This is a genomic window from Streptomyces hyaluromycini (assembly GCF_002217755.1).
Taxonomy (GTDB): domain Bacteria; phylum Actinomycetota; class Actinomycetes; order Streptomycetales; family Streptomycetaceae; genus Streptomyces; species Streptomyces hyaluromycini.
Window position 1 is genome coordinate 317264 of record NZ_BCFL01000016.1, and the last position, 22313, is coordinate 339576.

The window sequence follows — 22313 nt, forward strand, 5'->3', positions numbered from 1 at the left end:
CGCCGTCGTGGCTGGTCGCGCCCACGCGGCGGCAGCCGCACATCCCATACAGCCCCGCGCCCCTTACGGGGCGCTGTGCACAGGCTCAACCGGGAAGCGGGCCGGGGCGCACGGTGAGGTCGTTGATCTCCGCGTCCCCCGGCAGGTCCAGGGCGGTCAGGATCGTGGTCGCCACCGACTCCGGGTCGATCCAGCGCGCCGGGTCGTACTCCTTGCCCTCCTGCTGGTGGACCTTCGCCTGCATCGGGCTCGCCGTGCGGCCCGGGTAGACCGAGGTCACCCGGACGCCGTTGCCGTGCTCCTCGGCGCGGAGGGAGTCGGCCAGGGCCTTCAGACCGTGCTTGGAGGCCGCGTACGCCGACCAGCCCGCGTGCGCGTTGAGTCCCGCGCCGGAGTTCACGAACAGCACGTGGCCGCGGGCGGCACGGAGCTGGGGCAGGAAGTGGCGGGTGAGCTCGGCCGGGGCGACCAGGTTGACGTTGAGCTGGTGGCGCCAGGACTTCGGGGTCAGCTCGCCGACCTCGCCCAGGTCGACGACGCCCGCGATGTGCAGCAGCGAGTCCACCCGGTCCGGGAGGGTCTGGTGGGAGAAGGCCCAGGAGAGCTTGTCCGGGTCCGCCAGGTCGCCGACCAGGGTGCGGGCGCCGGGGAACTCGGCGGCCAGCTCCTTCGCGCGGCCCGCGTCGCGCGCGTGCAGCACGAGTTCGTCCCCGCGCGCGTGCAGGCGGCGGGCCACGGCGGCGCCGATGCCGGAACCGGCACCGGTGATCACATGAGTTGCCATGGGGCCCATGCTCGCATCAGCGGGCGCCGGGACCCTGCTCCAGGTGGGCCAGGGCCTGTGCCGGTTCCTCGGCGAAGAACATCAGCTCCGCCAGGGGGCGGGGCAGGAAGCCCTCCTGCTCCATGCGGTGGAACTGTTCCTTCAGGCCGTCGTAGAAGCCGGCGGTGTTGAGCAGGACGACGGGCTTGTCGGTGCGGCCGTGCTTCTTCAGCTCCAGGATCTCGGTGGCCTCGTCGAGCGTGCCGGTGCCGCCGACCATGATCACCACGGCGTCGGCCTTCTCCAGGAGGAGCCGCTTGCGCTCCGCGAGGTCGGCCGCGACGACCATCTCGTCGGCGCCGGGGCGGGCCTTGTTGGCGAGGAAGCCGACGGAGACGCCGACCAGCTTGCCGCCGGCTTCCTGGACGCCGTCCGCGACGACCTTCATGAGGCCGACGTTGGAACCGCCCCAGACCAGGGTGTGGCCGCCCTTGCCGATGAGTTCCGCGAAGTCGCGGGCGGGGCGGGTGTAGCGGTCGTCGAGATCTGCCGCGGAGAGGAAGACACAGATTCGCATGGGGAAAGGGTAGGCATTGCCGTCTGGCGGGTGCGGGCCGTATGTGGCTGGTCGCGCAGTTCCTCGCGCCCCTAGGCAAAGAAGCTGGTCCTTGGGAACAAGTGGGCGTCCGTCAGCGTCAACCTCGTATGGCCTCTGGACACACGATCACCATCGAGCAGTCCCAGCAGCACGTCCGCGTCACGCACGGGGACCTGGTCCTCGCCGAGAGCGACCGGCCTCTCGTCCTGCACGAGACCGGCTCTCCCGTGCGCTACTACATCCCCGCCGAGGACGTGCGGCTCGACCTGCTCACGCCCTCCGAGACGCACACCGTCTGCCCCTTCAAGGGGACCGCCTCCTACTGGTCCCTGCCGGACGCGCCGGACCTGGTCTGGGCGTACCCCGAGCCCAAGCCCGACGTCGCCCAGATCAAGGACCACCTCTGCTTCTACGAGGTCGACGTCACCGGCTGACGCCGGACCGTCGACGCGATGGTCGCCGAGCCGACGACGCGGGTGTCGTCGTACAGGACGATCGCCTGGCCGGGGGCGACGCCGCGGACCGGCTCGGTGAACGTGACGTGCAGTTCGCCGTCGGTCAGTGCCGCGCTCACCTCGGTCTCGCCGCCGTGGGCGCGGAGCTGGGCGGTGTAGACGCCGGGGCCGGTGGGGGCGGCGCCGCACCAGCGGGGCTTGATGGCGGTCAGTCCGGTCACGTCGAGGGCGGCGGCCGGGCCGACCGTCACCGTGTTGTTCACCGGCGAGATGTCGAGGACGTAGCGCGGCTTGCCGTCGGCGGCGGGCGTGCCGATGCGCAGGCCCTTGCGCTGGCCGATCGTGAAGCCGTAGGCGCCCTCGTGGGTGCCGAGCTTCGCGCCCGTCTCGTCGACGATGTCGCCCTCGGCCTTGCCGAGCCGCTGGGCCAGGAAGCCCTGGGTGTCGCCGTCGGCGATGAAGCAGATGTCGTGCGAGTCGGGCTTCTTGGCGACCGCGAGGCCCCGGCGCTCGGCCTCGGCGCGGATCTCGTCCTTGGTGGTGAGGGTGTCGCCGAGCGGGAAGAGGGCGTGGGCGAGCTGCCGGTCGTCCAGGACACCGAGGACGTACGACTGGTCCTTCGCCATGTCGGAAGCGCGGTGCAGCTCGCGGGAGCCGTCGGGGTGCGTCACGATCTTCGCGTAGTGGCCGGTGCAGACGGCGTCGAAGCCCAGAGCGAGGGCCTTGTCGAGCAGGGCCGCGAACTTGATCTTCTCGTTGCAGCGCAGGCACGGGTTGGGGGTGCGGCCCGCCTCGTACTCGGCGACGAAGTCCTCGACGACGTCCTCGCGGAAGCGGTCGGCGAGGTCCCAGACGTAGAACGGGATGCCGATGACGTCGGCGGCGCGGCGGGCGTCGCGGGAGTCCTCGATGGTGCAACAGCCCCGGGCGCCCGTGCGGAAGGATTGCGGGTTCGCGGAGAGCGCGAGATGGACGCCGGTGACGTCGTGGCCGGCCTCGGCCGCGCGGGCGGCGGCGACGGCGGAGTCCACGCCGCCCGACATGGCGGCGAGGACGCGGAGGGGGCGGGTGCGCTGCGAGGTGTCAGTCATAGCCCCTCCAGGGTACGGGGGCGCGGGAACCGGGGCCCGCGAGTATCCGTTGGAGATCGCATGGGGGCACATCAGGCAGTGGCGGGGGACCGGGACCGGCGGATCGGGCGGCGGGCGCTGCTGGTCGGCGGGGCGGCGGCGGCCGTGGGCACGGTGGCGCTGACCAGGGACGAGCTGACGCGGCTGTACTGGCGGCTGCCGGGGGTGCGCAAGGCCCGGGTGGCGGGCGCGGTGGACTTCAAGGGTGCGCGCTGGGTGGCCGCGTCGCCCGCGAACTACCGGACGGCGGACCGGCCGGCCGACTATCCGATCGACCGGGTGGTCATCCATGTCACCCAGGGCGGTTACGCGAGCGCGGTGAAGGCCTTCCAGGACCCGGCGCACGAGGCGGCGGCGCACTACATCGTGCGCAAGGACGGGCGGATCACCCAGCTGGTCCGCGAGCTGGACGTGGCGTTCCACGCGGGGAACCGGTCGTACAACGAGCGGAGTGTCGGGATCGAGCACGAGGGGTTCGTGGACCGTCCGGAGGACTTCACCGACGCGATGTACGCGGCCTCGGCGCGGCTGACGGCCGCGATCTGCCGGCGGTACGGCATGGCGACGGACCGCGAGCACGTGATCGGTCATGTGGAGGTGCCGGGGACGGACCACACCGACCCGGGCAAGCACTGGGACTGGGGGCGTTACATGGGGCTTGTTCGGCGCGTCGGACAAGCCTGACACCCGGTTCCACCTGTGACTTAATCGTTATCCTGTGGTCGCGCTGCGCGCCGTCTGTGTCCGTTGCGTCCCGCGCCCCCGGCCCCAGCTGCGTCTGCTCAACTCGGCGCTTTTTCAAGGGAGTTAAGCATTACCAGCATCCATGGCCGCTTCACAGTTCCACCGGTTCGCTCCTAAATTCGCCTCAGATTTCACACAGACCCCAGGACAAACATCCGGGGCCATGACCCACACCACAGATCCCGCCTTCGAGGCGAACAACGAAGAAGAGCAGGTCACCGGCGGCAGGCGCCGTCGCGCCAAGGGCGCCAAGGCGGAGCACTCCAAGGCCGAGCGCACCACGGACGCCGAGCACTCCAAGGAAGGAACGGCCAAGCGCGGCAAGGGCGTTCACCGCCGGAAGTTCCTCGGCGGCATGGCCGGGGTCGGTCTGGGCGCCGTCGCCGCGGCCGGCTCCACCTTCGCCCTGCTGACCGACGCGAACGGCAACAAGGCCGGCGCGGCCACCAACACCGCCACCCTGACCATCCCGGACCTCCTGGAGGGCACCACCTCCGACAGCACCACCACCTACACGCTGGAGGCGAAGACCGGCACCGCCGAGGTGCTCAGCGGCGTCACCAGCACCACCGCCGGCTACAACCAGTCGTTCCTCGGCCCCACCATGAAGTGGACCAAGGGCAACACGGCCCTGCTCAACATCACCAACAGCCTGGGCGAGGACACCACGGTCCACTTCCACGGCGCGCACGTCCCGGCCAAGATGGACGGCGGTCCCCAGGTCGCCTTCTCCGACGGGGACACCTGGGCGCCGACCTTCACGGTCAAGGACGACCCGACGACGCTCTGGTACCACCCGCACGCGCTGGGCACCACGGCGAAGCAGGCGGTGCACGGCCTGGCCGGCATGATCATCGTCGATGACGCCGACAACACCACCAGCGCCGCGCTGCCCACCACCTACGGCACGGACGACATCCCGCTGATCTTCCAGTGCCTGGCCGTCGACAGTGCCGGTGACATCAAGTACGACCTGACCGGCTACCTCAGCAGCGGCCTGAGCTACCCGCTGCTGGTCAACGGCACCAACGTCGACGACACCACCCTCACCTTCACCGCTACCAAGACCCGGACGCGCTTCCGACTGCTCAACGCCTCGCCGTCGGACATCATCACCGTCCAGCGCAGCGACGGCGGCACCATGACGCAGATCGCCACCGACCAGGGCTACCTGGCCGAGGCGGCGGACGTGACCACGATCCGGCTGGTGGCCGGCGCCCGCGCCGAGATGGTCATGGATATGTCGGACGACGTCACCCTCCAGGCGGTCGTCACCACCGGCTGGGTCCGCGGCGGCAGCGGCACGTACGACTTCCTGACCGTCACCGCGAGCGGCACCGACACCCCGGACGACCTGCCCAGCTCGCTGCGGACCATCGACCGGTACGACACCAGCGACTTCACCGCGCGGACCATCACCCTCGGCCAGAGCGGCACGAAGATGCTGATCAACGGGTCGGCCGGCACGAGCATGTCCTCCATGGCCATGATCAGCACCACGCTGGGATCCAAGGAGATCTGGACGATCACGAACAGCACGCAGCTGGAGCACTCGTTCCATCTGCACGACGTGCCGTATCAGCTGATCTCCATCAACGGCGCGGATCCGACCGGCGTCGAGCTCGGCTGGTACGACACCTACGAGGTGGTCGGCGGCGGCTCCATCAAGATCGCCATGGAGTTCACCGACTTCTCCGACGACACGTACATGTACATGCTCCACTGCCATCTGCTGCAGCACGAGGACGAGGGCATGATGGCGTCCCTCATGGTCACGGACAGCTAGCGGCCGCCCGGGCCTGCCGAGCAGGCTGCCGCCGGCAGTGGAAGTGCCGGCGGCAGCCGTTCGCGAGGTTCCGGTCACCGACAGCTCCCCCGGAACACATCGACCTGGCCGCCCGTGCTGTCCGCCACCACGAGGTCGCGGACGCCGTCGCCGTCCAGGTCGGCCGCCGCCGCGTCGTAGGCGCCGGTGGCGGGCACGTCGGTCAGCCGGGTGAGGGTACCCGAGCCGTCGCCCGTGTACGGCGTGACCGAGTTGCCCTGAAGAGAAGAGACCAGCAGGTCCGTGGTGCCGTCCCCGTCCAGGTCGGCGGCGCCCACGGCGACCGGCAGCGCGGGCGTGCTGTAGGCGGTGGCCGTACCGAAGGTGCCGTCACCGTTGCCGGGCAGTACGTCCAGGGTGTCGGCGCCGTTGCTCACCGTGGCCAGGTCGAGGCTGCCGTCACCGTCGAAGTCGCCCTCGGCGAGGGAGTAGAGGCGCGCGGTGGCGGCGTACTCGGTGGCGGCACCCAGGGCTCCGGTGCCGTCGCCGAGGAGCACGCTCACCCCGTCGGCGCCCACGCTCGCCGTGGCCACGTCGGCGGCGCCGTCGCCGTCGAAGTCGCCGACGACGATGCCGTGCGGCTGGCTTCCGGTGGCGGTCTGGCCGGCGTCGGTGAAGGTGCCGTCGCCGTTGCCGAGCAGCACCCGCACGGTGCTGGTCTGCTGCTCGGCGACCACCAGGTCGGCCCGCCCGTCCCCGTTGAGATCCCCCGTCGCCAGCGCCCGCGGTGACCCGGACACGTCGATCGCCGAGGCCGTACCGAAGGTGCCGTCGCCGGTGTTCAGTTCCACGCTCACCTGGGCCCCGCCGAAGTCGGCGGTCGCCAGGTCCGGACGGCCGTCGCCGTCGAAGTCGGCGACCACGGTCTGGTACGGGTGCGTCCCGACCGCGTAGGTGCCGCCCGCGGCGAACGTCCCGTCCCCCTCGCCGGGCAGCACGGTCACCGAGTCGCCTTCGAGGTTGGTGGCGACCACGTCCACCGTGCCGTCGCCGTCCAGGTCGGCGGTGACGACATGCCGGGTGTTGGCGGCGGCGGTGGCGGAGCCGGTCAGGGCGTACGACGGGACGCAGGAGGTGCCGGCGGCCACGGCGGGGGTCGTGAGGGTCGCGGGCAGCGCGCCGGCGAGGACCAGCCCACCGGCCAGGACGATCCGCAGGGATGTCCGCCGTGTCATGCCCTGCCTCCTTTCCGCTCAAGGGATTTCATCGACCGGCTCAGTCCTGGTCGGCGGCGACCCGGAAGCCGACCGTGGGGTAGCCGCCGCTGCCGTCCCGGCCCTCGCCGCGGTAGTGGGTGGTGCAGCTGCGCCCTGTCGCGTACCAGGAGCCGCCGCGCACGGCGTTGACGTCCAGACCGGCCTCCTGGCCGTTGGTGGCGGTGACGACGCTGGAGGTCCACTCGAAGCAGTTGCCGGCCATGTCGTAGGCGCCGTAGGCGCTGACGCCGTCCGGGTACGCGCCCACGGCCGAGGTGAGTCCGCCGGTCGCCATCAGCGCGTCGAAGAGGTCCGTGTAGACGAACCCGGTCCAGGTGTCGTGGTCGATCCAGCCGGTCACCCCACCCGTCGCGGTGACGGTGAGGATCCCGGAGACCGGCTCGCTCTCGCCGTACCGGGTGGACTCCGGGTTGTCGTAAGTGGCCTCGATGGAGCCGTAGTTCGCGAGGTAGTACGCGGCGCACACCGCGTTGTAGTTGTAGTTGCTGGTGAGCACGGAGTCCGTGTAGGTCGTCCCGGCCGTGTCACCCCACGGGTAGGCGTAGGAGTCGGGGCCGCGGGCCGCGCTCTCCCACTCGGCCTCGGCCGGCAGCCGGAAGGTCCAGCCGTCCGCCTGCCCGGTGAGCCAGTCGCAGAAGGCCTCGGCGTCCGCCAACGCGACCTCCAGGACCGGGTGTTGCTCCCTGCCGGTGGGGACCGTGCCGTCGTCCCAGTACGACGGCACGGTGTGGCCGGCACCCGCGTCCGTGTCGAGGAAGGCCGCGTACTGGGCGTTGGTGACCTGGCAGGCCCCCAGCCAGTAGGCCGAGTCGATCGGCGAGGCCTCGCCGGCGCCGGCGGTGTTGGACAGGTCGGCCGTGAACACGAAGTCCGGGTCCGCGGGGGCCGGTACCAGGGTCTGCCCGGCGACGGTGACCGAGTCCGCCGCGGCCGCCGAGCCTGCCGCGGCCGCCGATTCGGCAGTGGTGGCTGTGGCTGCCGGAGCCGTGCCGGGCAGCGGGACTCCGACCAGCGGTACTCCGACCAGCGGCGCGGCGGCCGAGGCGCCGGCGACGTGCAGCAACTTCCTTCTGCTGAGCAGCTGTTGGTGCGGTGGTACGACGGTCATGGGGCGGCCCTCCGTCGACTCGATGGCTGGGACGGCCGACCACGCGGCATTTCAGGGGGACAGCGCGCCGCGTGACCGGCCCTTCAACGGAACGTAAGGTGCGCGCCTTTGCTCCGGCCAATGCCGGCCTGTGACTTCTCTGGACGCGTGCACGCAGGTTCCGCGCCGGAAGCGCGGTCCGTCCCGTTGAGCCCGCAGTCTGCCCGAAGAGAGGAACAGTGTCGACACCTAGGGCTGTGAATGCCACAAGACCCCTTGACCGAGGCTTACTGTCGACACTAGACAGGTGATGAAGGAACCTTGAAGGAACTTCCGCGCGACGAGGAGAACGCCATGACCGATCCCCGGCCCGGACAACGCCTCTTGGGCAAGGTCGCCCTCGTGACCGGCGCGGGCGCGGGGATCGGCCAGGGCTGCGCGCTGCTCTTCGCCGAGCAGGGCGCGACCGTGGTCGGCTGTGACATCGACACGGACGCGGCCGCACGCACCCGGGAACTGGCCGCCGAACGCGGGACGAAGGTCGAGGTCATGGCCCCGCTGGACATGACGGTCCCGGCGGACGCCCAGCGGTACGCGGACTCGGTGTTCGAGCGGTACGGCCGGATCGACGTCCTGGTGACGGCGGGCGCGATCGCCCCGCACATGGCGAGCGCGGCGGAGATGGACTTCGACGAGCAGTGGACGCCGACCCTGCGCGGCGAGGTCGACGTGGTGTTCCTGCCGGTGCGGGCGGCCTGGCCGCACCTGGCGGCCTCCGGCGGCGGCTCGATCGTCAACTTCGCCTCGGTGAACGCCTTCCGGGGCAGCGGCACCTTCGGCATGGTCGCGCACTGCGCGGGCAAGTCGGCGGTGCTCGGCCTGACCCGCCAGCTGGCCGTGGAGGGCGGGCCGTCCGGGATCCGGGCCAACACCATCTCGCCCGGCATGGTGCGCACCCCGGCCACCGAGTCGGCCGGCGCGCACGAGGGAGCCGCCCGGGCGGCCCTCCTCGCCCGTATCCCGCTGGGCCGGGTCGGCACGCCCGAGGACATCGCCTGGTGCGCGGTCTATCTGGCGTCCGACGAGTCCGCGTGGGTCACCGGCGGGAACTTCCCGGTGGACGGCGGCGTGCTGGCGAAGTGAGGGGACCCCGGGCACCGGCGAAGTGAGGGGCCGTAGGCCGCCTCCGGGATCCCCGGGCCGTCACGTCGACGGGGTGCGCCGCCGGCGTGCCGGCTTGCGGCCGGCCTCCTGCTCCTGGATCTGCTCCTCGACCGAGCGCAGCGCCCGGACCGTCGCCCCCGCGATCAGCGCGGAGGCCAGCTCGCCGTCGCGCTCCTCGCAGGCCTGCATCAGCCGCTCCTGGTCGTCGACGCTGTAGGCGAGCCGGCCGGGGCGGGTCAGGCTGAGGTGGCGGAGCATGAGGGTGCGCAGCGCCAGGGAGTCGAGGATCTGCTTGAGGGTGGCGTTGCCGACGATCTCGGTCATCCGCTCCTGGAGCTGCACATGGCTCCAGAAGTACGCGTCCACGTCGCCCTCGTCGGCCAGTCCGCGCATCTTCTCGACCCGGCCGCGCAGCTCGCCGATCTCCTCGTCGGTGGCCCGCTCCACCAGCAGGGCGGCGAGCATCGCCAGGAGCTGGCGGCGGACCTGGTAGATGTCCCGGATGTCCTGGAGGGAGGGCGCGGCGACCCGGGGCCGACGGCGCGCCTTCATCTCGACCAGGCCCTCCTGCTCAAGGAGCATCAGGGCCTCGCGCACGGGGGTCCGGCTGATGTCGAACCGCCGTGACAAATCGACGCTGTTGAGGTCCTGGCCCGCCGCGAGCCGGCCCTCGATGATCCCGGCACCCACCCACTCGGCGATCTGCGCGACCAACGGCTCCCGCCGGTCCCGCAGCCGCAGCAGGCGGGCCAGCACGACATGCGTGTCCTGATCGGTCATCCGGCGGCCTCCCGGCCCGCGTCCGGCCCGGTGCCGGGTTCACAGCGGACCCATCGGTGTCGACACTATCGCACTCCGGAACCGCCCAGAACACCGACCACCGGCCGTCTGTCGACAGCCGACCGGAGCGGCGGCCGACCGGGGCGAGAGTCGACCAGGGCCACAGCCGACCGGGGCCACAGCCGTCTAGGGCTGGACGTCCAGGGCGACCAGGAACCGGGACACCATGTTGTACACCGCCACGGTCGCCGTCAGTTCGGCGAGGCCGGTCTCGTCGAAGTCGGCGCGCAGGGCGTCGAACACCGGGTCCGGGACGTGGACGTCCCGGGTCATCGCGTCGGTGTAGGCGATGACCCGCGCGATGCGTCCCTCGAACTCCGGCTTCTCCTTGCGCAGTTCGGCCAGCTGCCCGTCGTCCGCTCCGGCCCGTCGCGCCTCCGGCTCGTGGGCCGCCCATTCGTACGGCGCCCGGTTGAGGACCGCGATCCGCAGGATGACCAGTTCCCGGAGGTCGGCGGGCAGCGACATCCGTTCCCGTACGGCACCGAGCAGACTGTTCCAGCCGTCGGCCACCGGCGGGCTGTGCAGCAGCATCCGGTCGAGCGGGTGCAGACTGCCGCCGCGCCGGGCGCGGACGCGGTCGGCGATCTCGCCGCTGCCTTCGGTGCCGGGGAGTCGTGCCATGGGGTTCCTTCCGTCCGTGCGGTCGCGTCAGTCGAGCAGGGGGCGGGGCACCCGGTCCAGCAGCCGCAGCGCGTCGAGCCGCCGGACCGGCCCCGTCGCCACCCCGTCGGCTCCGAACACCATCGCCCGCTCGCCCGTGAACACCGGCCAGGCGGGCAGTGCGCCCCCGTTCGGGTCGTGACGGGTGACGAAGCGGGCCCAGGTGTCGGCCATGGTGCGGGCCAGCTCCCGGTCGGCGTCGGTCCAGGGCCAGGCGCGGGCCGCCAACGTGTCGAGGGTGTACGGCAGTTCGGCGGTGTGGTGGACGCCGTAGCCGGGGAGCCCGTCGCGGGGCGGGGCGAGGGGAAGGCCGGGAGGCAGGGGCGGGGTCCGGGTGAAGCGGTACATCCAGGCGGGTGCGACGGCCGCGTGGGTCCGCGCCCAGTGCCACACCGGGTAGGCGAACCGGCTCTCCCCCGTGAACCGCCGTGCCGTACGGCGGACTTCGTCGCCGTCCCGCAGCGGGTACACGGCGTCCGTGCCGGGCTCGACGGGCAGCCGGCGCAGGATGTCCGGCGAGGCGTACACCGAGCCCTCGTCGTCGTTGGTCCCGACGAGAAGGGGGACGGCGTGCTGGCGGGCGGAGCCGAAGACGGCGTCGGTCGGTTCGGTGAGGACCCGGCCGTCGACGACCGGCCCGAAGTGGCCCTTGAGGACGAGTTCGACGCCGTCCAGGCGGCGCAGCACATCGAGGCCGCGGTCCTCCGCCCAGCGCAGCCCGTGTTTCTGCGCGGCGGTCCGGTCCGGCAGCGGGCCCTCCGCGCGGCCGATGCCCGAGGCGCTCTGGCCGATGGCCGCGTGGAAGAGGTGCCGGGCGGCCGGGGCGGCCATGAGGTGGCAGATGTGGGCGGCGCCGGCGGAGTTGCCGGCGAGGGTGACCCGGCCGGGGTCGCCGCCGAAGGCCGTGATGTTCTCGCGCACCCAGGTCAGGGCGGCGACGATGTCCAGCAGCCCGTAGTTGCCGGAGGCGCCCAGGTCGTCCTCGGCGGCGAGTTCGGGATGGGCGAGGAAGCCGAGGGCGCCGAGCCGGTGGTTGAGGGTGACGACGACCAGGCCGCGCCGGGCCTGCGCACGGCCGTCGTGGATCTCCTGGCCGCCGTGGCCGTAACGGTTGCCGCCGCCGTGGATCCACACCATCACGGGCAGCCGGGCGCCCGGCGCCGGGTCCGGGGTCCACACGTTCAGGTAGAGACAGTCCTCGCTCATCACCAGCGCCCGCCGGTCGGCGAAGTTGGCGTGGTACATGATCGAGTCGCGGGGCGGCTGGGGCTGCAGCGGCGCCGGACCGAAGGCGTCGGCCCGGCGCTCGCCGTCCCAGGGCGCGGGCGGCCGCGGGGGCCGCCAGCGGAGCTCTCCGACCGGCGGTTCGGCGAAGGGGATGCCCCGGAAGACGCCGATCTCACCGTCGTACTCCCCTGCCAGCCGCCCGGCGCCGATCGTGGCCCTGATGACCCTGATGGTCCTGATCACCCGGTCGCCTTGTGCAGCACGCCGTTCTTCATGATCACCCGCAGTCGGTCGCGGTCCTGGAGGATCCGGATGTCGGCCAGCGGGTCGCCGTCGACCAGCACCAGGTCCGCGAGGTACCCCTCCCGGATCAGTCCCAGCTCCTCCCCCATCCCCATCACCTGGCCGCCGTACCCGGTCGCCGCGCGCAGCGCCTCGGCCGGGGTGAAGCCGAACCAGTCCACGAACAGCTCCAGGTCCCGCAGATTGCGGCCGACCGGGTTCCAGGCGAAGCCGTAGTCGCCGCCGGGGACGACCCGGATGCCGCGCGCCACGAGTTCCGGTACGACCGCGCACACCGCGTCCCGGGTGGCCTCGACCTCCATGCCGGGCTCGGGTTCGCCGCCGGCCTCGTGGAGGTTGGCGTGGATGATGCCGGGGGTGGGGGCGACGAAGATCCGGTCGCGGGCGGCCTGGAGGAGGTCGAGGGCCTCCTCGTCGGCGAAGGTGCAGTGGTAGACGGCGCGGATGCCGTGCCGTACGGCCGTCTTGACCGACTCGGCGGCGTGCGCGTGCGCGGTGAGCCAGACGCCGTGCTTCTCGGCGGTGTACGCGGCGGCGGCCACCTCCTCGTCGGTGAACTGCACGATCCGCGAAGTCCCTTGTACGACGGCGCTCTCGCCGGAGAGGGACAACTTGACGATGTCGACGCCGAGTTCGGCCATGTCGGCGACGAAGCGGGCGACCGACTCCGGGTCGGAGGCGCGGCCGTCGATGCCCGGGAAGTCGTAGACACCCGGCTCGACCATGCCCGCGCTGCCCTCCCAGGAGGCGGCCTTGAGGCGCGGGCCGGGCATCCAGCCCTCGGCGAAGGCCTTGCGGGCGGCGACCTCCGTGCCGGGCAGCCGGTTGCCGCCGGAGTAGGCGCTGGTGATGCCGTGGTCGAGGAGGACCCGCCCCGCGTGCGCGACGAGCAGGGCCTTCTCCTCGTCCGGTTCGTCGCGGCGCCGGGAGAGGTGCTCGACGGTGGAGCCGAAGCCGAGGTGGGCGTGGGCGTCGACGAGTCCGGGGAGCAGGGTGCCGCCCCCTCCGTCGAGCACGCGGGCCGTGGCGGTCAGGTCGCGCGGGATGTGCCCGGCGACCGCGGTGATGCGGTTGCCCTCGACCAGGACCTGCGCGGGGAACGGCTCGCGGCCCGTGCCGTCGAAGACGTGGACGTCGGTGAAGAGCGTGCCGGTCATGGGTTCCTCGGCCTCCAGAAGCGGTGCCGCATCTCGCCGACTCCCCCGATCCTGCTGACCAGTTCGTCCTCGGGGGTCAGGAAGCGCTGCGGGATCCGGCGGTTGCCCACGCCCGCGGGGGTGCCGGTGAAGATCAGGTCACCGGGCAGGAGCGTGCAGAACCGGCTGAGGTGGGCGACCAGCCGGGGGATCGGGAAGATCATGTTGGCGGTGCGGTCGTGCTGGACGGTCTCGCCGTTCAGCTCGCAGGTCAGCTCCAGGTCGTCCGGGTCGTCGACCTCGTCCAGGCTGACGAGCGCGGGGCCGACGGGGCCGAAGCCCGGGTAGGACTTTCCGAGCGAGAACTGGGCGGGCCTGCCCGCGAGTTGGCTGATCCGCTCGGAGAGGTCCTGGCCGACGGTGAGCGCGACGACCGGGTCCCAGCCCTTCTCCTCCGGCACCTGGTGGGCCTCCCGGCCGATGACCGCGACCAGTTCCAGCTCCCAGTCGACATGGCCGGGCGGCAGCGTGACCGTGGTGTACGGGCCGGTGAGGCAGGTGGCGAACTTGGTGAAGACGAGCGGGACTTCGGGCTCCTCGTAACCCGCCTCGGCGGTGTGCGGGCGGTAGTTGAGGGCGACGGCGAAGATCTGGCGGGGGGCCGGCACCGGGGGCTCAAGGTCGGCCTCGTCGTACGGGCGGGCGCCGGTCGCGGCGGCGGACCACAGGCGCAGGTCGTCCCAGCGGGCGAAGGGGTCGGCGGCGAGGGCGGCCGGTACGTCGATGGCGCCGTCCGGGGTCAGCAGGACGGTACGGCCGGCGAGGCGGGCGATGCGCATCTGCGGCTCACACCCAGTGCCCGGCGGGGGGCTCGTCCTCGCCGTACGCCTCTCTCCAGGAGACGACCGGGTTGCGCAGCACGCCCAGGCCCTCGATCTCGGCCTCGACCACGTCACCGGGCCTGAGGTAGTTGGCGAACGGGTCCTCGGTGCTCGCGGCCACACCCGCGACGGTGCCGGTGGTGACGAGGTCGCCCGCGCTGTAGGTCTGCGGGGAGTGGTAGGCGACCAGCTGCGGGAGGGAGACCGACATCCGGCCGGTGTTGGACTTCTGGCGTACGTCGCCGTTGACCCTGAGCTCCATGTCCAGGGCGTGCGGGTCGTCGATCTCGTCGGCGGTGACGACGTACGGGCCGACCGGGCAGAAGGTCTCGACGGCCTTGGAGAAGGAGAAGACCCCGGACTCCATCTCCCGGCGCTGGATGTCCCGCGCGGTGATGTCGTTGAAGACGACGTACCCGGCGATGTGCTCGACGGCCTGTTCGGCGGAGAAGAAGCGGCCCGGCTTGCCGATGACGACGGCGAGTTCGAGTTCGTAGTCGAGTTCCCGGGTGAGGTTCGCCGGATACACGATGGGCTCGTCCGGGCCGATGATCGCGTCGACGTTCTGGAAGAAGACGATCCCCTTGTTGACCGGGTGGGACCAGTCGACGCGGGCCAGGTCCTCGTGGTGCTCCCGGAAGTTGCCGGCGGTGTGGAAGAACTTCTTCGGCACGATCGGGGCGCGCAGCCGGACGTCGGCGAGCGCGAACGTCCGCCCCGTCTCGGCGACTTGGCCCGCACGCTCGAACCAGGCGCGGGTGGAGGGCACCTCCAGTTCCACGACGGTGTCTCCGTCGAGCCGGCCCACCAGTCCGTCGTCCAGCCCGTCGCAGAACGTCACCAGTTTCATCAGACCTCCCTCAACTGTCGACAGACAGCCTCTCCTGAGGCCACCTGATCGTCAATAGGCGCGCAAAGTGTGGACACCAATCGGTGCGGTGACCTACCGTCCGAACCATGCGGACGACATGGGACTTCGCTGGGGCCCGGGTGCTGGTCGCCGGGGCCGGCGGGATCGGTGCGGTGGTCGCGGGCGGGTTCGCCGGGGCGGGTGCGGCGGTGGTCGTCCTTGACGTCGACGAGGGCAGGGCGGCCGAGGCGACCGCGTCGGCCGGGCCCGGTTCCGTCAAGGGGCTGTGTGCCGACCTGACTTCGGCGGACGCCTGCCGGGACGCCGTCGACAGCGCGGTCCGACTGCTCGGCGGCATCGACGTGTTCGTGCACGCGGTCGGGGTGAACGACCGGCGGCCGGTGCTCGACACCCCGGACGAGGTGTGGGAGCGGATCACCGCGGTCAACCTCGACAGCGCGTTCTGGCTGGGGCGGGCCGTGGGCGGGGTGATGGTGGCGGCCGGGTACGGACGGATCGTCTACCTCTCGTCCGTGTCCGGGCTGCTGGCGCACCCCGACCACGCGCCGTACGCGGCGACCAAGGGGGGCGTCGACCAGCTGATGCGGGTCATGGCCCGGGAGTGGGCGGCGTGCGGGGTCACCGTCAACGCGGTCGCACCCGGCTACACCGAGACCGACCTCACCCGTGAGTACCTCGCCGGGCCGGGGGTCCGGGCGTCCCTGGAGGCCCTCGTCCCCGCGGGCCGACTGGGCCGGCCAGCCGACCTGACCGGGCCCGTGCTCTTCCTCGCGTCCGATGCGGCGGCGTTCGTCACCGGGCAGGTGCTGTACGTCGACGGCGGGCGGACGCTCGTCTGAATTCCCATCAACGATCGCTTTGGAGGCCTTGTGACCGCCGTGTTCGAACGATTCGCCGGGAAGACCGTCCTCGTCACCGGCGCCGGTACCGGGTTCGGTGCCGAGATCGCGGTGCGGGCGGCGCGGGAGGGTGCCGATGTCGCCGTCCACTACCGCGGTTCCCGCGAGGGGGCCGAGGCGACCGCCGAGCGCGTGACCGCGCTCGGCCGCAAGGCGCTCGTCGTGCAGGCCGACATCTCCGAGCGCGCCCAGATCACCCGGCTCGCGGAGGAGGTGTGGGCGCACTTCGGGCAGCTGGACGTGGCGGTGAACAACGTGGGGGACGTCGCCCGTGAGCAGATGTCCTGGCGGGACATCACGGAGGAGTCGATCGACCATGTGCTCGCCGTCGACATCAAGGGGACGTTGCTGTGCACGCACGAGTTCGGGGGGCGGATGCTGGAGCAGGAGGGGGGCGGGGCGGTGGTGAACATCGGGTCGACGGTGGTGGTGCGGGGCAGTGCGCGGGCGCCGCAGTACGCGGCCGCGAAGTACGGGATCATCGGGCTGACCAAGTCCTATGCGCATGCGTTCGCGCCGAGGGTGCGGGTGAACGTCTTCGCGCCGGGGTTCATCGAGACCGCGGCGACGCTGGGGCGCGAAGACTGGAAGAGCGGGCGGGGGGATGTGTTGCGGGCCAATACGCCCATGGGGCGGATTCCGGGGCCGGAGGAGTTGGCCGGTGCCGCTCTGTTTCTGGCGACCGAGGATGCCGGGCACATCACAGGGGGCTTCTTGGTGGCTGATGGGGGATACAACATGATTGGGGCGTAGAACGTTGTGATTCGGGTGCGGGTGCGTGGGGGCTTGTCGCGCAGTTCCCCGCGCCCCTAAAAGCAGGTGGGGACGCTCCTTCCCCTTTGAAAAGCTCTGAAAAGCTCCGGCCCCCGGGATTCGGTTCGCATCCATCCCCGGGGGCCGGCAACTCTTCTGTCGGTCTTCTTACGACACCGTCAGGGTCAGGGCGCCGGTGTAGCTCTGGCCGGGGGTGATGGTCGCTGCCGTACCGTCGACCGTCAGGGTCACCGTCCTGTCGGTCGGGGGCGTTATCGACGCGGTCGATGCCAGGGTCAGGGCGCTGAGGTACGACGTTCCCGTCACCGTCCAGGTCGACGACTCGCCCAGGGTCACCCGGACGCCGTTGTTGACCACCGCGCTCGGGGTGTTGGTGACCTCGCTGATCTCGCGGTACTCCGTCTTGGTGATCGTGGAGACGCTGTGCTTGGCCGTGCTCGCCGAGATCACGCCCTCGACCGTGGTGCGGGTGAAGGCGAGGGTGAGGTTCTGGCCCTGGAGGCTCGCGTTGCCGCCGCCCCGGACCGAGTTGTAGAAGTCGCCGGTCAGGGCGATGTCGGTGAAGGTTCCCTTCGCGTCGGTGGACTGGGAGGTGGTCGGGTCCCAGCTGGACGACTTGGTGGGGGAACCGGTCGGCTCGGTGTAGGTGCCGGTCGTCTCGCTGGACCAGGGTTTGCCGGACACCGTGACGCTGCTCGGGCGGTCGGTGTCCATCAGCTGGAAGAGGACGCCGTTGCCGGTGGTGACGGTGGCGCCGTCGGAGCCGTCGACGGTGACGGTGCCCGCGACCGCCTTGCACATGAAGGTGGTCTCTCCGGTGGTGACCTGGGTGCCGCCGTCGATGGCCACCGACCCGGCCGCGTACCACAGGACCATGAAGCGGCCCGCGTCGATGGTGGTCGACTGGACCGGGAGGGCGTCCAGTTCGGCCGAGGTGAGGCCGAGGGAGAGGGAGTCGTTGAGGTCCGAGACCGCCTCCTTGGTGCTGTCGCCGTAGTGCGCCGAGGCGCCCCAGTGGATGAGGGCGTAGTCGCCGACGTCGAAGGCGCAGCCGAGGAAGTGCTCGGTGACGTTGCCGATGGCGTAGCTGCCGTAGCCCTGGCCGCCGGTGTTGGCGATGGTGCTGTTGATGGCGGTGAGGGTGCAGTAGCTGCCGCCGTCGACCGACAGGGCGCCCCACTTCTCGGAGGAGATCGAGGAGTTGATGTACGACGCCTTGGTGCTCGCGCCGAGCAGGTTGGTGGCGCGGACGTTGCCGGAGATGCCCAGCATCCACGGCACGGTGATCATGTACTTGGTGTCGCCGGTGCCGGCGGCCGGGTACTCGTCGGGGACGACGCCGTCGGCGCACTTGATGGTGGAGTTCTTGACGATCACGTTGGCGGTGGCGTCGGCGATCACCGCCGTACGGACCACGCCCACGTTGCTGATGTTCGCGCCATCGAGGACGAGGGTGGTGCCCGAGCCGGTGCCGACCACGGCGGCGCCGTAGCCGACGAAGTCGCAGCGGCCGTTGCCGTCGAAGGCGATGGTCGGGTCGGTGAGGGTGTAGCTGCCGCCGGCGACGTAGACGCCGTTGAAGGCCTCGCCGTTGGAGAGCAGGGTGATGTCCGAGGCCCCGGTGTCGGTGACGGTGCCGTCCAGCACGTCGGAGGGGACGGACTTGTCCTCGTCCACGCCGTCGGCGTCGACGTAGACGGCCTGGCGGAAGGGGAAGGTGAGGGTGGAGTAGGCGACGTCGGTGGCCTCGGCGACGTTCAGGACGATGGTGCCGGTGTAGGTGCCGGCCGCGATGGCGGTGGCGACGCCGCCGTATCCGTCGGTGAGCGCGGCGAGTTCGCTGCCGGTCTCCACGCCGTTGACGGTGAGGCTGAGGCTGTAGCCGTCGTCGACGGTGATGACACCGCCCTCCTCGATCACCAGCTCGGTCGCGGTGGTGGTCGCGGTGAGGGTGAGGGTCTCGTCGGAGCCGACGGTGATCGTGGTCGCCTTGGCCTTCTTGGCCTTCTTGGTACTGGCGGCGTGGGCGGTGGCGGGGGCGAGCAGGGTGGGGGCGAGGGCGGCGGCCACCGCGACGATGAGGGCGCGGGGGCGGGCCCGGTTGGCGACGGGCCGGTCGAGCAGGTCGGTGACGGACGAAGTCCGCTCGTCGTCGGTCCTGTTGGTGGACCTGTTGGTGGGCAGCACTGTGGACTCCTTTGTCTTCGGGTGTTTTCGGGCAGGGGCATCGCCGATCGGCGACACGGGGTTGCCCGGGCAGGGGTGAGCCACGCGTGGCGCCGGTGGGCGCACGCCCCCTGCTCGGTGGTGTGGTGGGTCAGTTGCGGGCGGGCTCGGCGTCCTGGTCGAGGCGCTCGCCGCGGATCCGGGCCAGCACCCTCGTGCGCAGTTCCGCGAAGCGCGGGTCGGCACGGGTGGTGAGCTGGTCGCGGTCGGTGCCGAACGGGACGGTCAGGGTGTCGAGTACGGCCGTGGGGCGGCCGCCGAGCACGATGACGCGGTCGCCGAGGTAGACGGACTCGTCGATGTCGTGGGTGACCACGACGACGGTGATGCCGAGGCGGCGGCGCAGCTGGAGGGTCAGGTCCTCCAGGTCGAACCGGGACTGGGCGTCGACCGACCCGAACGGCTCGTCCATGAGCAGCACCGGGGCGTCGTAGGCGAGGCCGCGCGCGATGGCGACGCGCTGCTGCATGCCGCCGGAGAGCTGCCAGGGGTACTTGTCGCCGACGTCCGCGAGGCCGACGGCGTCCAGGCACTCCAGGGCCGTCGCCTTGCGCGCGGCCTTCTTCACGCCCCGCCCCTGGAGCGGGAAGGCCACGTTGTCCCACACCCGCATCCAGGGCAGCAGGGAGCCCCGGTAGTCCTGGGAGACCACGGCGATGTCGGCGTGCGGCCCGGTGAGGCGCTGGTCGCCGTAGCGGACGGTGCCGGAGGTGGGCGGGGCGAGTCCGGCGAGGCAGCGCAGCAGGGTGGTCTTGCCGGCGCCGGACGGGCCGACGACGCACACGGACTCCCCCGGGTCCACCCGCAGGCTCAGCCCGGCGAGCACCCGGTGCTCCTGCGGGCCGCCCCGGCCGAACGTCATGCAGAGGTCCTCGACGTGGAGGGCGGATCCGCGGGTCATACGACCACTCCGTTGCTCTTCTTCTCGATGGCCGGGGCGGGCGAGGGGCGGCTCGCCCGGGGGGCGCGCTGGTGGTACCAGCCCAGCAGGGCGTGCTCGCAGAGCAGGAGCAGCACGCTCAGGCCGTAGCCGAGGACGCCGATGAGGAGGGTGCCGGCCCAGGTCTCGGCGACGTGGAAGCTGGATCCGCTCTGCAGGATGAAGTTGCCGAGCCCGATCGGCGAGCCGTAGATCTCGCTGACGACCATGAGGACGACGGCGATGGACAGGGCGACCCGGATGCCGGCGAAGATCTGCGGCAGGGCGCCCGGGAGGACCACCCGGCGCAGTTGGAGGTGCCAGGGGACGCGGTAACTGCGGGACGTCTCGTGCACGGCGGGGTTGATCTGCCCCACCCCGGCGATGGTGTTGAGCAGGATCGGCCAGAGCGAGCCGAGGAAGATCAGGAAGATCTTGGGGCCCGAGCCGATGCCCAGGGTCAGGATGACGACCGGCACGAAGCCGACGGTCGGGGTGGCGCGGGCGAAGTCGAGGAGCGGGCCGAGGGCCAGGCGCAGGGTGCGGACCTCGCCGATCACCAGGCCCGCGGCGATGCCGACGACGGTGGCCAGGGCCAGGCCGAGGACGATGTTGCGGAGGCTGAACCAGAGGTCGTCGAGGAGACCGCCGCCCGCGAGCTGGTCCCACAGGGTGTGCAGGACCGTGGTCAGGGGCGGGAAGTAGAAGCTGGTGCTGCCGGCGGTGGAGAGCAACAGGATCACGAACACCAGGGCGGGCAGCCAGAGTTGGCGTATCGCCGCACGGACGGTCATGCCGCCTCACCCGCCCTCGCCGGGGGCCGCCGGCGCAGCAGCCGGTGTTCGGCGTACTGGGCGAGCAGGGTGATCGAGTAGCCGATCGCGCCGGCCGTGAGGATGTAGGCGTAGGCCCGGTCGGAGGCGCCGGCCTGCTGCGCCTCCATGATCATGTGACCGATGCCGGGGAGGGTGGTGAGCACCTCGACGCCGATGGCCACCAGCACGGAGGTGGTCGCGGCAAGACGCAGGCCGGTCATCACCGACGGAACGGCACCGGGCAGGACCACCCGGCGAAAGCGCAGCAGGCGGGGGATGCGGTAGGCCCGTACGGTCTCGTGGACGGACGGGGTCACGCTGCGGGCGCCGTACTGGGACTGGAGCAGGATCGGGAAGACACAGGCGATGAAGACGACCGTGGCCTTCATGCCCGGCGTCGAGCCGAGGACCAGGAGGAACACCGGGAGCAGGGCGATCACCGGGAAGGAGCGCAGGATCTCGACCAGCAGCCGGGAGGACTCCTCGGCCGCCGCGTACACCCCGGTGACCAGGCCGACCGGGATGCCGACGGCGACGGCCACCGCGAGGCCGGTGACCGCGCCGTCCAGGGTGTCGCCGACGGCCTGCCAGTAGGTGCCGCTGCCCAGCAGGCCGCCCAGGGCGGCGGCCACGGCGGCGGGGCCCGGCAGCGCGGTCGGACTCACCACGCCCGCCCCCGCGACGAGCGCCCACAGGGCCACCACCGCGACCAGCGCGCCGAGTTGGAGACCGCGCACCTTCAGGATCCTCACGAGGTCACCACGGGTGCCTGGTCCCAGTACACGTCGTCGTCGGCCGGCTCCTTGTCGAGCAGGCCGAACTCGTGCATCTTCGTGATCACCGTGCGCATCATCGTCCTGTTCAGGTTCCTGTCGTAGTAGCTGATGTCGTGCGAGTCGATGAAACTGGCGTCCACCTGCGTGTACTTCTTGTCGATCGCCTTGACGGCGGCCGGGTGCGCGTCGGCGTAGGTGATGGCCCTGGCGACGGCGTCGATGAACTTCTTCGCGGTGTCGGCGTTGGCCGACAGGTACTTCTGGCCGGCGAACAGCAGGCCCTGGACCATGCCGGGCAGGTCGTTCATGCCGTTGCCGACGGAGCGCAGGCCGCTGTCCTTGGCGGCGAAGTAGAACGGGCCGAAGGAGAACACCGCGTCGGTCTTCCCGGACTTGGCGGCGTCGGTGAGCGAAGTGGTCGGCAGAGCAACGAACTTGATCTTCGACGGGTCGCCGCCCGCCTGCTGGGTCAGGTACTCGCAGATGAACTGGATGGTGCCGCCGAGCGCGGAGACGCCGACGGTCTTGCCCTCCAGGTCCTTGAAGGAGGTGATCCCGCTGTCCTTCTTCACCAGCAGGCCGTCGGTGGGATCGGTCTTCGTCGTCGCGGACTGGAGGCCGGTGACGATCCGGATCGGCAGGCCCTGGGCCGCGCCCTTGAGGAAGCCGGAGCTGTCCGTCATCGCGAACTGGGCCTCGCCGTTGAGGACGGAGGGCGCGTTCTGCGAGGTGTCCTGGGCGCCGGCCTTGATGGTGACGTCCAGGCCCGCGTCCTTGAAGTAGCCCTGCTGCTCGGCTATGTAGAGCGGCTCGAAGACGGCGCCGTTGGAACGCAGCACGGTGATCTTCGCCTTGCCGTCGGCGGTCTGGCCGCCGGCGGCCGAGTCGCCGCCGCAGGCGGTGGCCGTCAGCGACGCGGTGGCGGCCAGGGCGGTGAGGAGGACGAGGGTGCGGCGCCGCGGGATTCTCGAAGTGTGCATGGAACGGCTCTCCTTGAGAG

At 71.4% G+C, this 22313-nt stretch carries 22 protein-coding genes; 6 read left to right on the plus strand and 16 right to left on the minus strand.

Annotated features, from left to right (window positions below):
• Nucleotides 1-85: 85 nt before the first annotated feature.
• Both SSP29_RS01465 and SSP29_RS01470 read right to left on the minus strand, forming a co-directional pair.
• Nucleotides 86-784 carry an SDR family oxidoreductase gene (locus SSP29_RS01465; protein ID WP_174855911.1) on the minus strand — a complete coding sequence of 233 codons (699 nt, stop codon included), beginning with the start codon at nt 782-784 and terminating at the stop codon, nt 86-88.
• Nucleotides 785-800: 16 nt separating this feature from the next.
• A complete protein-coding gene (locus SSP29_RS01470; RefSeq protein ID WP_089098603.1) occupies nt 801-1340 on the minus strand; it encodes an LOG family protein in 540 nt (179 codons plus the stop codon).
• 128 nt (nt 1341-1468) lie between these two features.
• Between SSP29_RS01470 and SSP29_RS01475 the strand changes: the two genes are divergently transcribed.
• Nucleotides 1469-1795 carry a DUF427 domain-containing protein gene (locus SSP29_RS01475; RefSeq protein ID WP_089098604.1) on the plus strand — a complete coding sequence of 109 codons (327 nt, stop codon included), beginning with the start codon at nt 1469-1471 and terminating at the stop codon, nt 1793-1795.
• Here the strand turns inward: SSP29_RS01475 and mnmA are convergent.
• Nucleotides 1771-2907, minus strand: coding sequence for a tRNA 2-thiouridine(34) synthase MnmA (gene mnmA / locus SSP29_RS01480; RefSeq protein WP_089098605.1), 1137 nt, complete (start codon nt 2905-2907; stop codon nt 1771-1773). The genes SSP29_RS01475 and mnmA overlap by 25 nt on opposite strands.
• A 60-nt stretch (nt 2908-2967) precedes the next feature.
• On the opposite strand from mnmA, the gene SSP29_RS01485 reads away from it, so the two are divergent.
• Both SSP29_RS01485 and SSP29_RS01490 read left to right on the plus strand, forming a co-directional pair.
• Nucleotides 2968-3630, plus strand: coding sequence for an N-acetylmuramoyl-L-alanine amidase (locus SSP29_RS01485; RefSeq protein ID WP_089098606.1), 663 nt, complete (start codon nt 2968-2970; stop codon nt 3628-3630).
• Nucleotides 3631-3853: 223 nt separating this feature from the next.
• Complete coding sequence (locus SSP29_RS01490) at nt 3854-5476, plus strand: multicopper oxidase family protein (RefSeq protein ID WP_089098607.1); 1623 nt, start codon at nt 3854-3856, stop codon at nt 5474-5476.
• Nucleotides 5477-5550: 74 nt separating this feature from the next.
• On the opposite strand, the gene SSP29_RS01495 is transcribed toward SSP29_RS01490, so the two are convergent.
• Together SSP29_RS01495 and SSP29_RS01500 are read right to left on the minus strand one after the other, a co-directional pair.
• A complete protein-coding gene (locus tag SSP29_RS01495) occupies nt 5551-6690 on the minus strand; it encodes an FG-GAP repeat domain-containing protein (protein ID WP_089098608.1) in 1140 nt (379 codons plus the stop codon).
• Between the two features lie 40 nt (nt 6691-6730).
• Entirely contained in the window at nt 6731-7840 is a 1110-nt protein-coding gene (locus SSP29_RS01500) for a formylglycine-generating enzyme family protein (protein ID WP_089098609.1), read from the minus strand.
• Between the two features lie 333 nt (nt 7841-8173).
• Between SSP29_RS01500 and SSP29_RS01505 the strand changes: the two genes are divergently transcribed.
• On the plus strand, nt 8174-8962 hold the full coding sequence (locus SSP29_RS01505) for an SDR family NAD(P)-dependent oxidoreductase (RefSeq protein ID WP_089099753.1): 789 nt from the start codon (nt 8174-8176) through the stop codon (nt 8960-8962).
• Between the two features lie 60 nt (nt 8963-9022).
• On the opposite strand, the gene SSP29_RS01510 is transcribed toward SSP29_RS01505, so the two are convergent.
• The 6 genes from SSP29_RS01510 to SSP29_RS01535 all read right to left on the minus strand — a co-directional run bounded on the left by SSP29_RS01510 (nt 9023) and on the right by SSP29_RS01535 (nt 14883).
• Nucleotides 9023-9763, minus strand: a complete 741-nt coding sequence (locus SSP29_RS01510) for a GntR family transcriptional regulator (RefSeq protein ID WP_089098610.1) — start codon at nt 9761-9763, stop codon at nt 9023-9025.
• Nucleotides 9764-9949: 186 nt separating this feature from the next.
• Complete coding sequence (locus SSP29_RS01515; RefSeq protein WP_089098611.1) at nt 9950-10447, minus strand: carboxymuconolactone decarboxylase family protein; 498 nt, start codon at nt 10445-10447, stop codon at nt 9950-9952.
• A 27-nt stretch (nt 10448-10474) separates the two neighbouring features.
• On the minus strand, nt 10475-11956 hold the full coding sequence (locus SSP29_RS01520) for a carboxylesterase/lipase family protein (protein ID WP_089098612.1): 1482 nt from the start codon (nt 11954-11956) through the stop codon (nt 10475-10477).
• Nucleotides 11953-13173 (minus strand): amidohydrolase family protein, encoded by a 1221-nt coding sequence (locus SSP29_RS01525; RefSeq protein WP_089098613.1) that lies wholly within the window; start codon nt 13171-13173, stop codon nt 11953-11955. Before SSP29_RS01525 ends, SSP29_RS01520 begins: the two co-directional genes overlap by 4 nt.
• Nucleotides 13170-13991 carry a fumarylacetoacetate hydrolase family protein gene (locus SSP29_RS01530; RefSeq protein WP_089098614.1) on the minus strand — a complete coding sequence of 274 codons (822 nt, stop codon included), beginning with the start codon at nt 13989-13991 and terminating at the stop codon, nt 13170-13172. The genes SSP29_RS01525 and SSP29_RS01530 overlap by 4 nt, the downstream gene beginning before the upstream one ends.
• Nucleotides 13992-13998: 7 nt before the next feature.
• A complete protein-coding gene (locus tag SSP29_RS01535; protein WP_089098615.1) occupies nt 13999-14883 on the minus strand; it encodes a fumarylacetoacetate hydrolase family protein in 885 nt (294 codons plus the stop codon).
• 107 nt (nt 14884-14990) lie between these two features.
• Between SSP29_RS01535 and SSP29_RS01540 the strand changes: the two genes are divergently transcribed.
• Both SSP29_RS01540 and SSP29_RS01545 read left to right on the plus strand, forming a co-directional pair.
• Nucleotides 14991-15743 carry an SDR family NAD(P)-dependent oxidoreductase gene (locus SSP29_RS01540; RefSeq protein ID WP_089098616.1) on the plus strand — a complete coding sequence of 251 codons (753 nt, stop codon included), beginning with the start codon at nt 14991-14993 and terminating at the stop codon, nt 15741-15743.
• A 30-nt stretch (nt 15744-15773) separates the two neighbouring features.
• Entirely contained in the window at nt 15774-16556 is a 783-nt protein-coding gene (locus SSP29_RS01545) for an SDR family NAD(P)-dependent oxidoreductase (protein WP_089098617.1), read from the plus strand.
• A gap of 168 nt (nt 16557-16724) precedes the next feature.
• Here SSP29_RS01545 and SSP29_RS58315 read toward each other — a convergent pair whose 3' ends face one another.
• The 5 genes from SSP29_RS58315 to SSP29_RS01570 form a co-directional block, all read right to left on the minus strand.
• Nucleotides 16725-18764, minus strand: a complete 2040-nt coding sequence (locus tag SSP29_RS58315; RefSeq protein ID WP_150133368.1) for a hypothetical protein — start codon at nt 18762-18764, stop codon at nt 16725-16727.
• A 130-nt stretch (nt 18765-18894) separates the two neighbouring features.
• Nucleotides 18895-19704: an ABC transporter ATP-binding protein gene (locus SSP29_RS01555; protein ID WP_089098618.1), complete on the minus strand. Its 810-nt coding sequence runs from the start codon at nt 19702-19704 to the stop codon at nt 18895-18897.
• Nucleotides 19701-20516, minus strand: a complete 816-nt coding sequence (locus SSP29_RS01560; RefSeq protein ID WP_089098619.1) for an ABC transporter permease — start codon at nt 20514-20516, stop codon at nt 19701-19703. The genes SSP29_RS01555 and SSP29_RS01560 overlap by 4 nt, the downstream gene beginning before the upstream one ends.
• Nucleotides 20513-21289, minus strand: coding sequence for an ABC transporter permease (locus tag SSP29_RS01565; protein WP_167449835.1), 777 nt, complete (start codon nt 21287-21289; stop codon nt 20513-20515). Before SSP29_RS01565 ends, SSP29_RS01560 begins: the two co-directional genes overlap by 4 nt.
• Nucleotides 21286-22293, minus strand: coding sequence for an ABC transporter substrate-binding protein (locus SSP29_RS01570; protein ID WP_089098621.1), 1008 nt, complete (start codon nt 22291-22293; stop codon nt 21286-21288). Before SSP29_RS01570 ends, SSP29_RS01565 begins: the two co-directional genes overlap by 4 nt.
• Between the last annotated feature and the right edge of the window lie 20 nt (nt 22294-22313).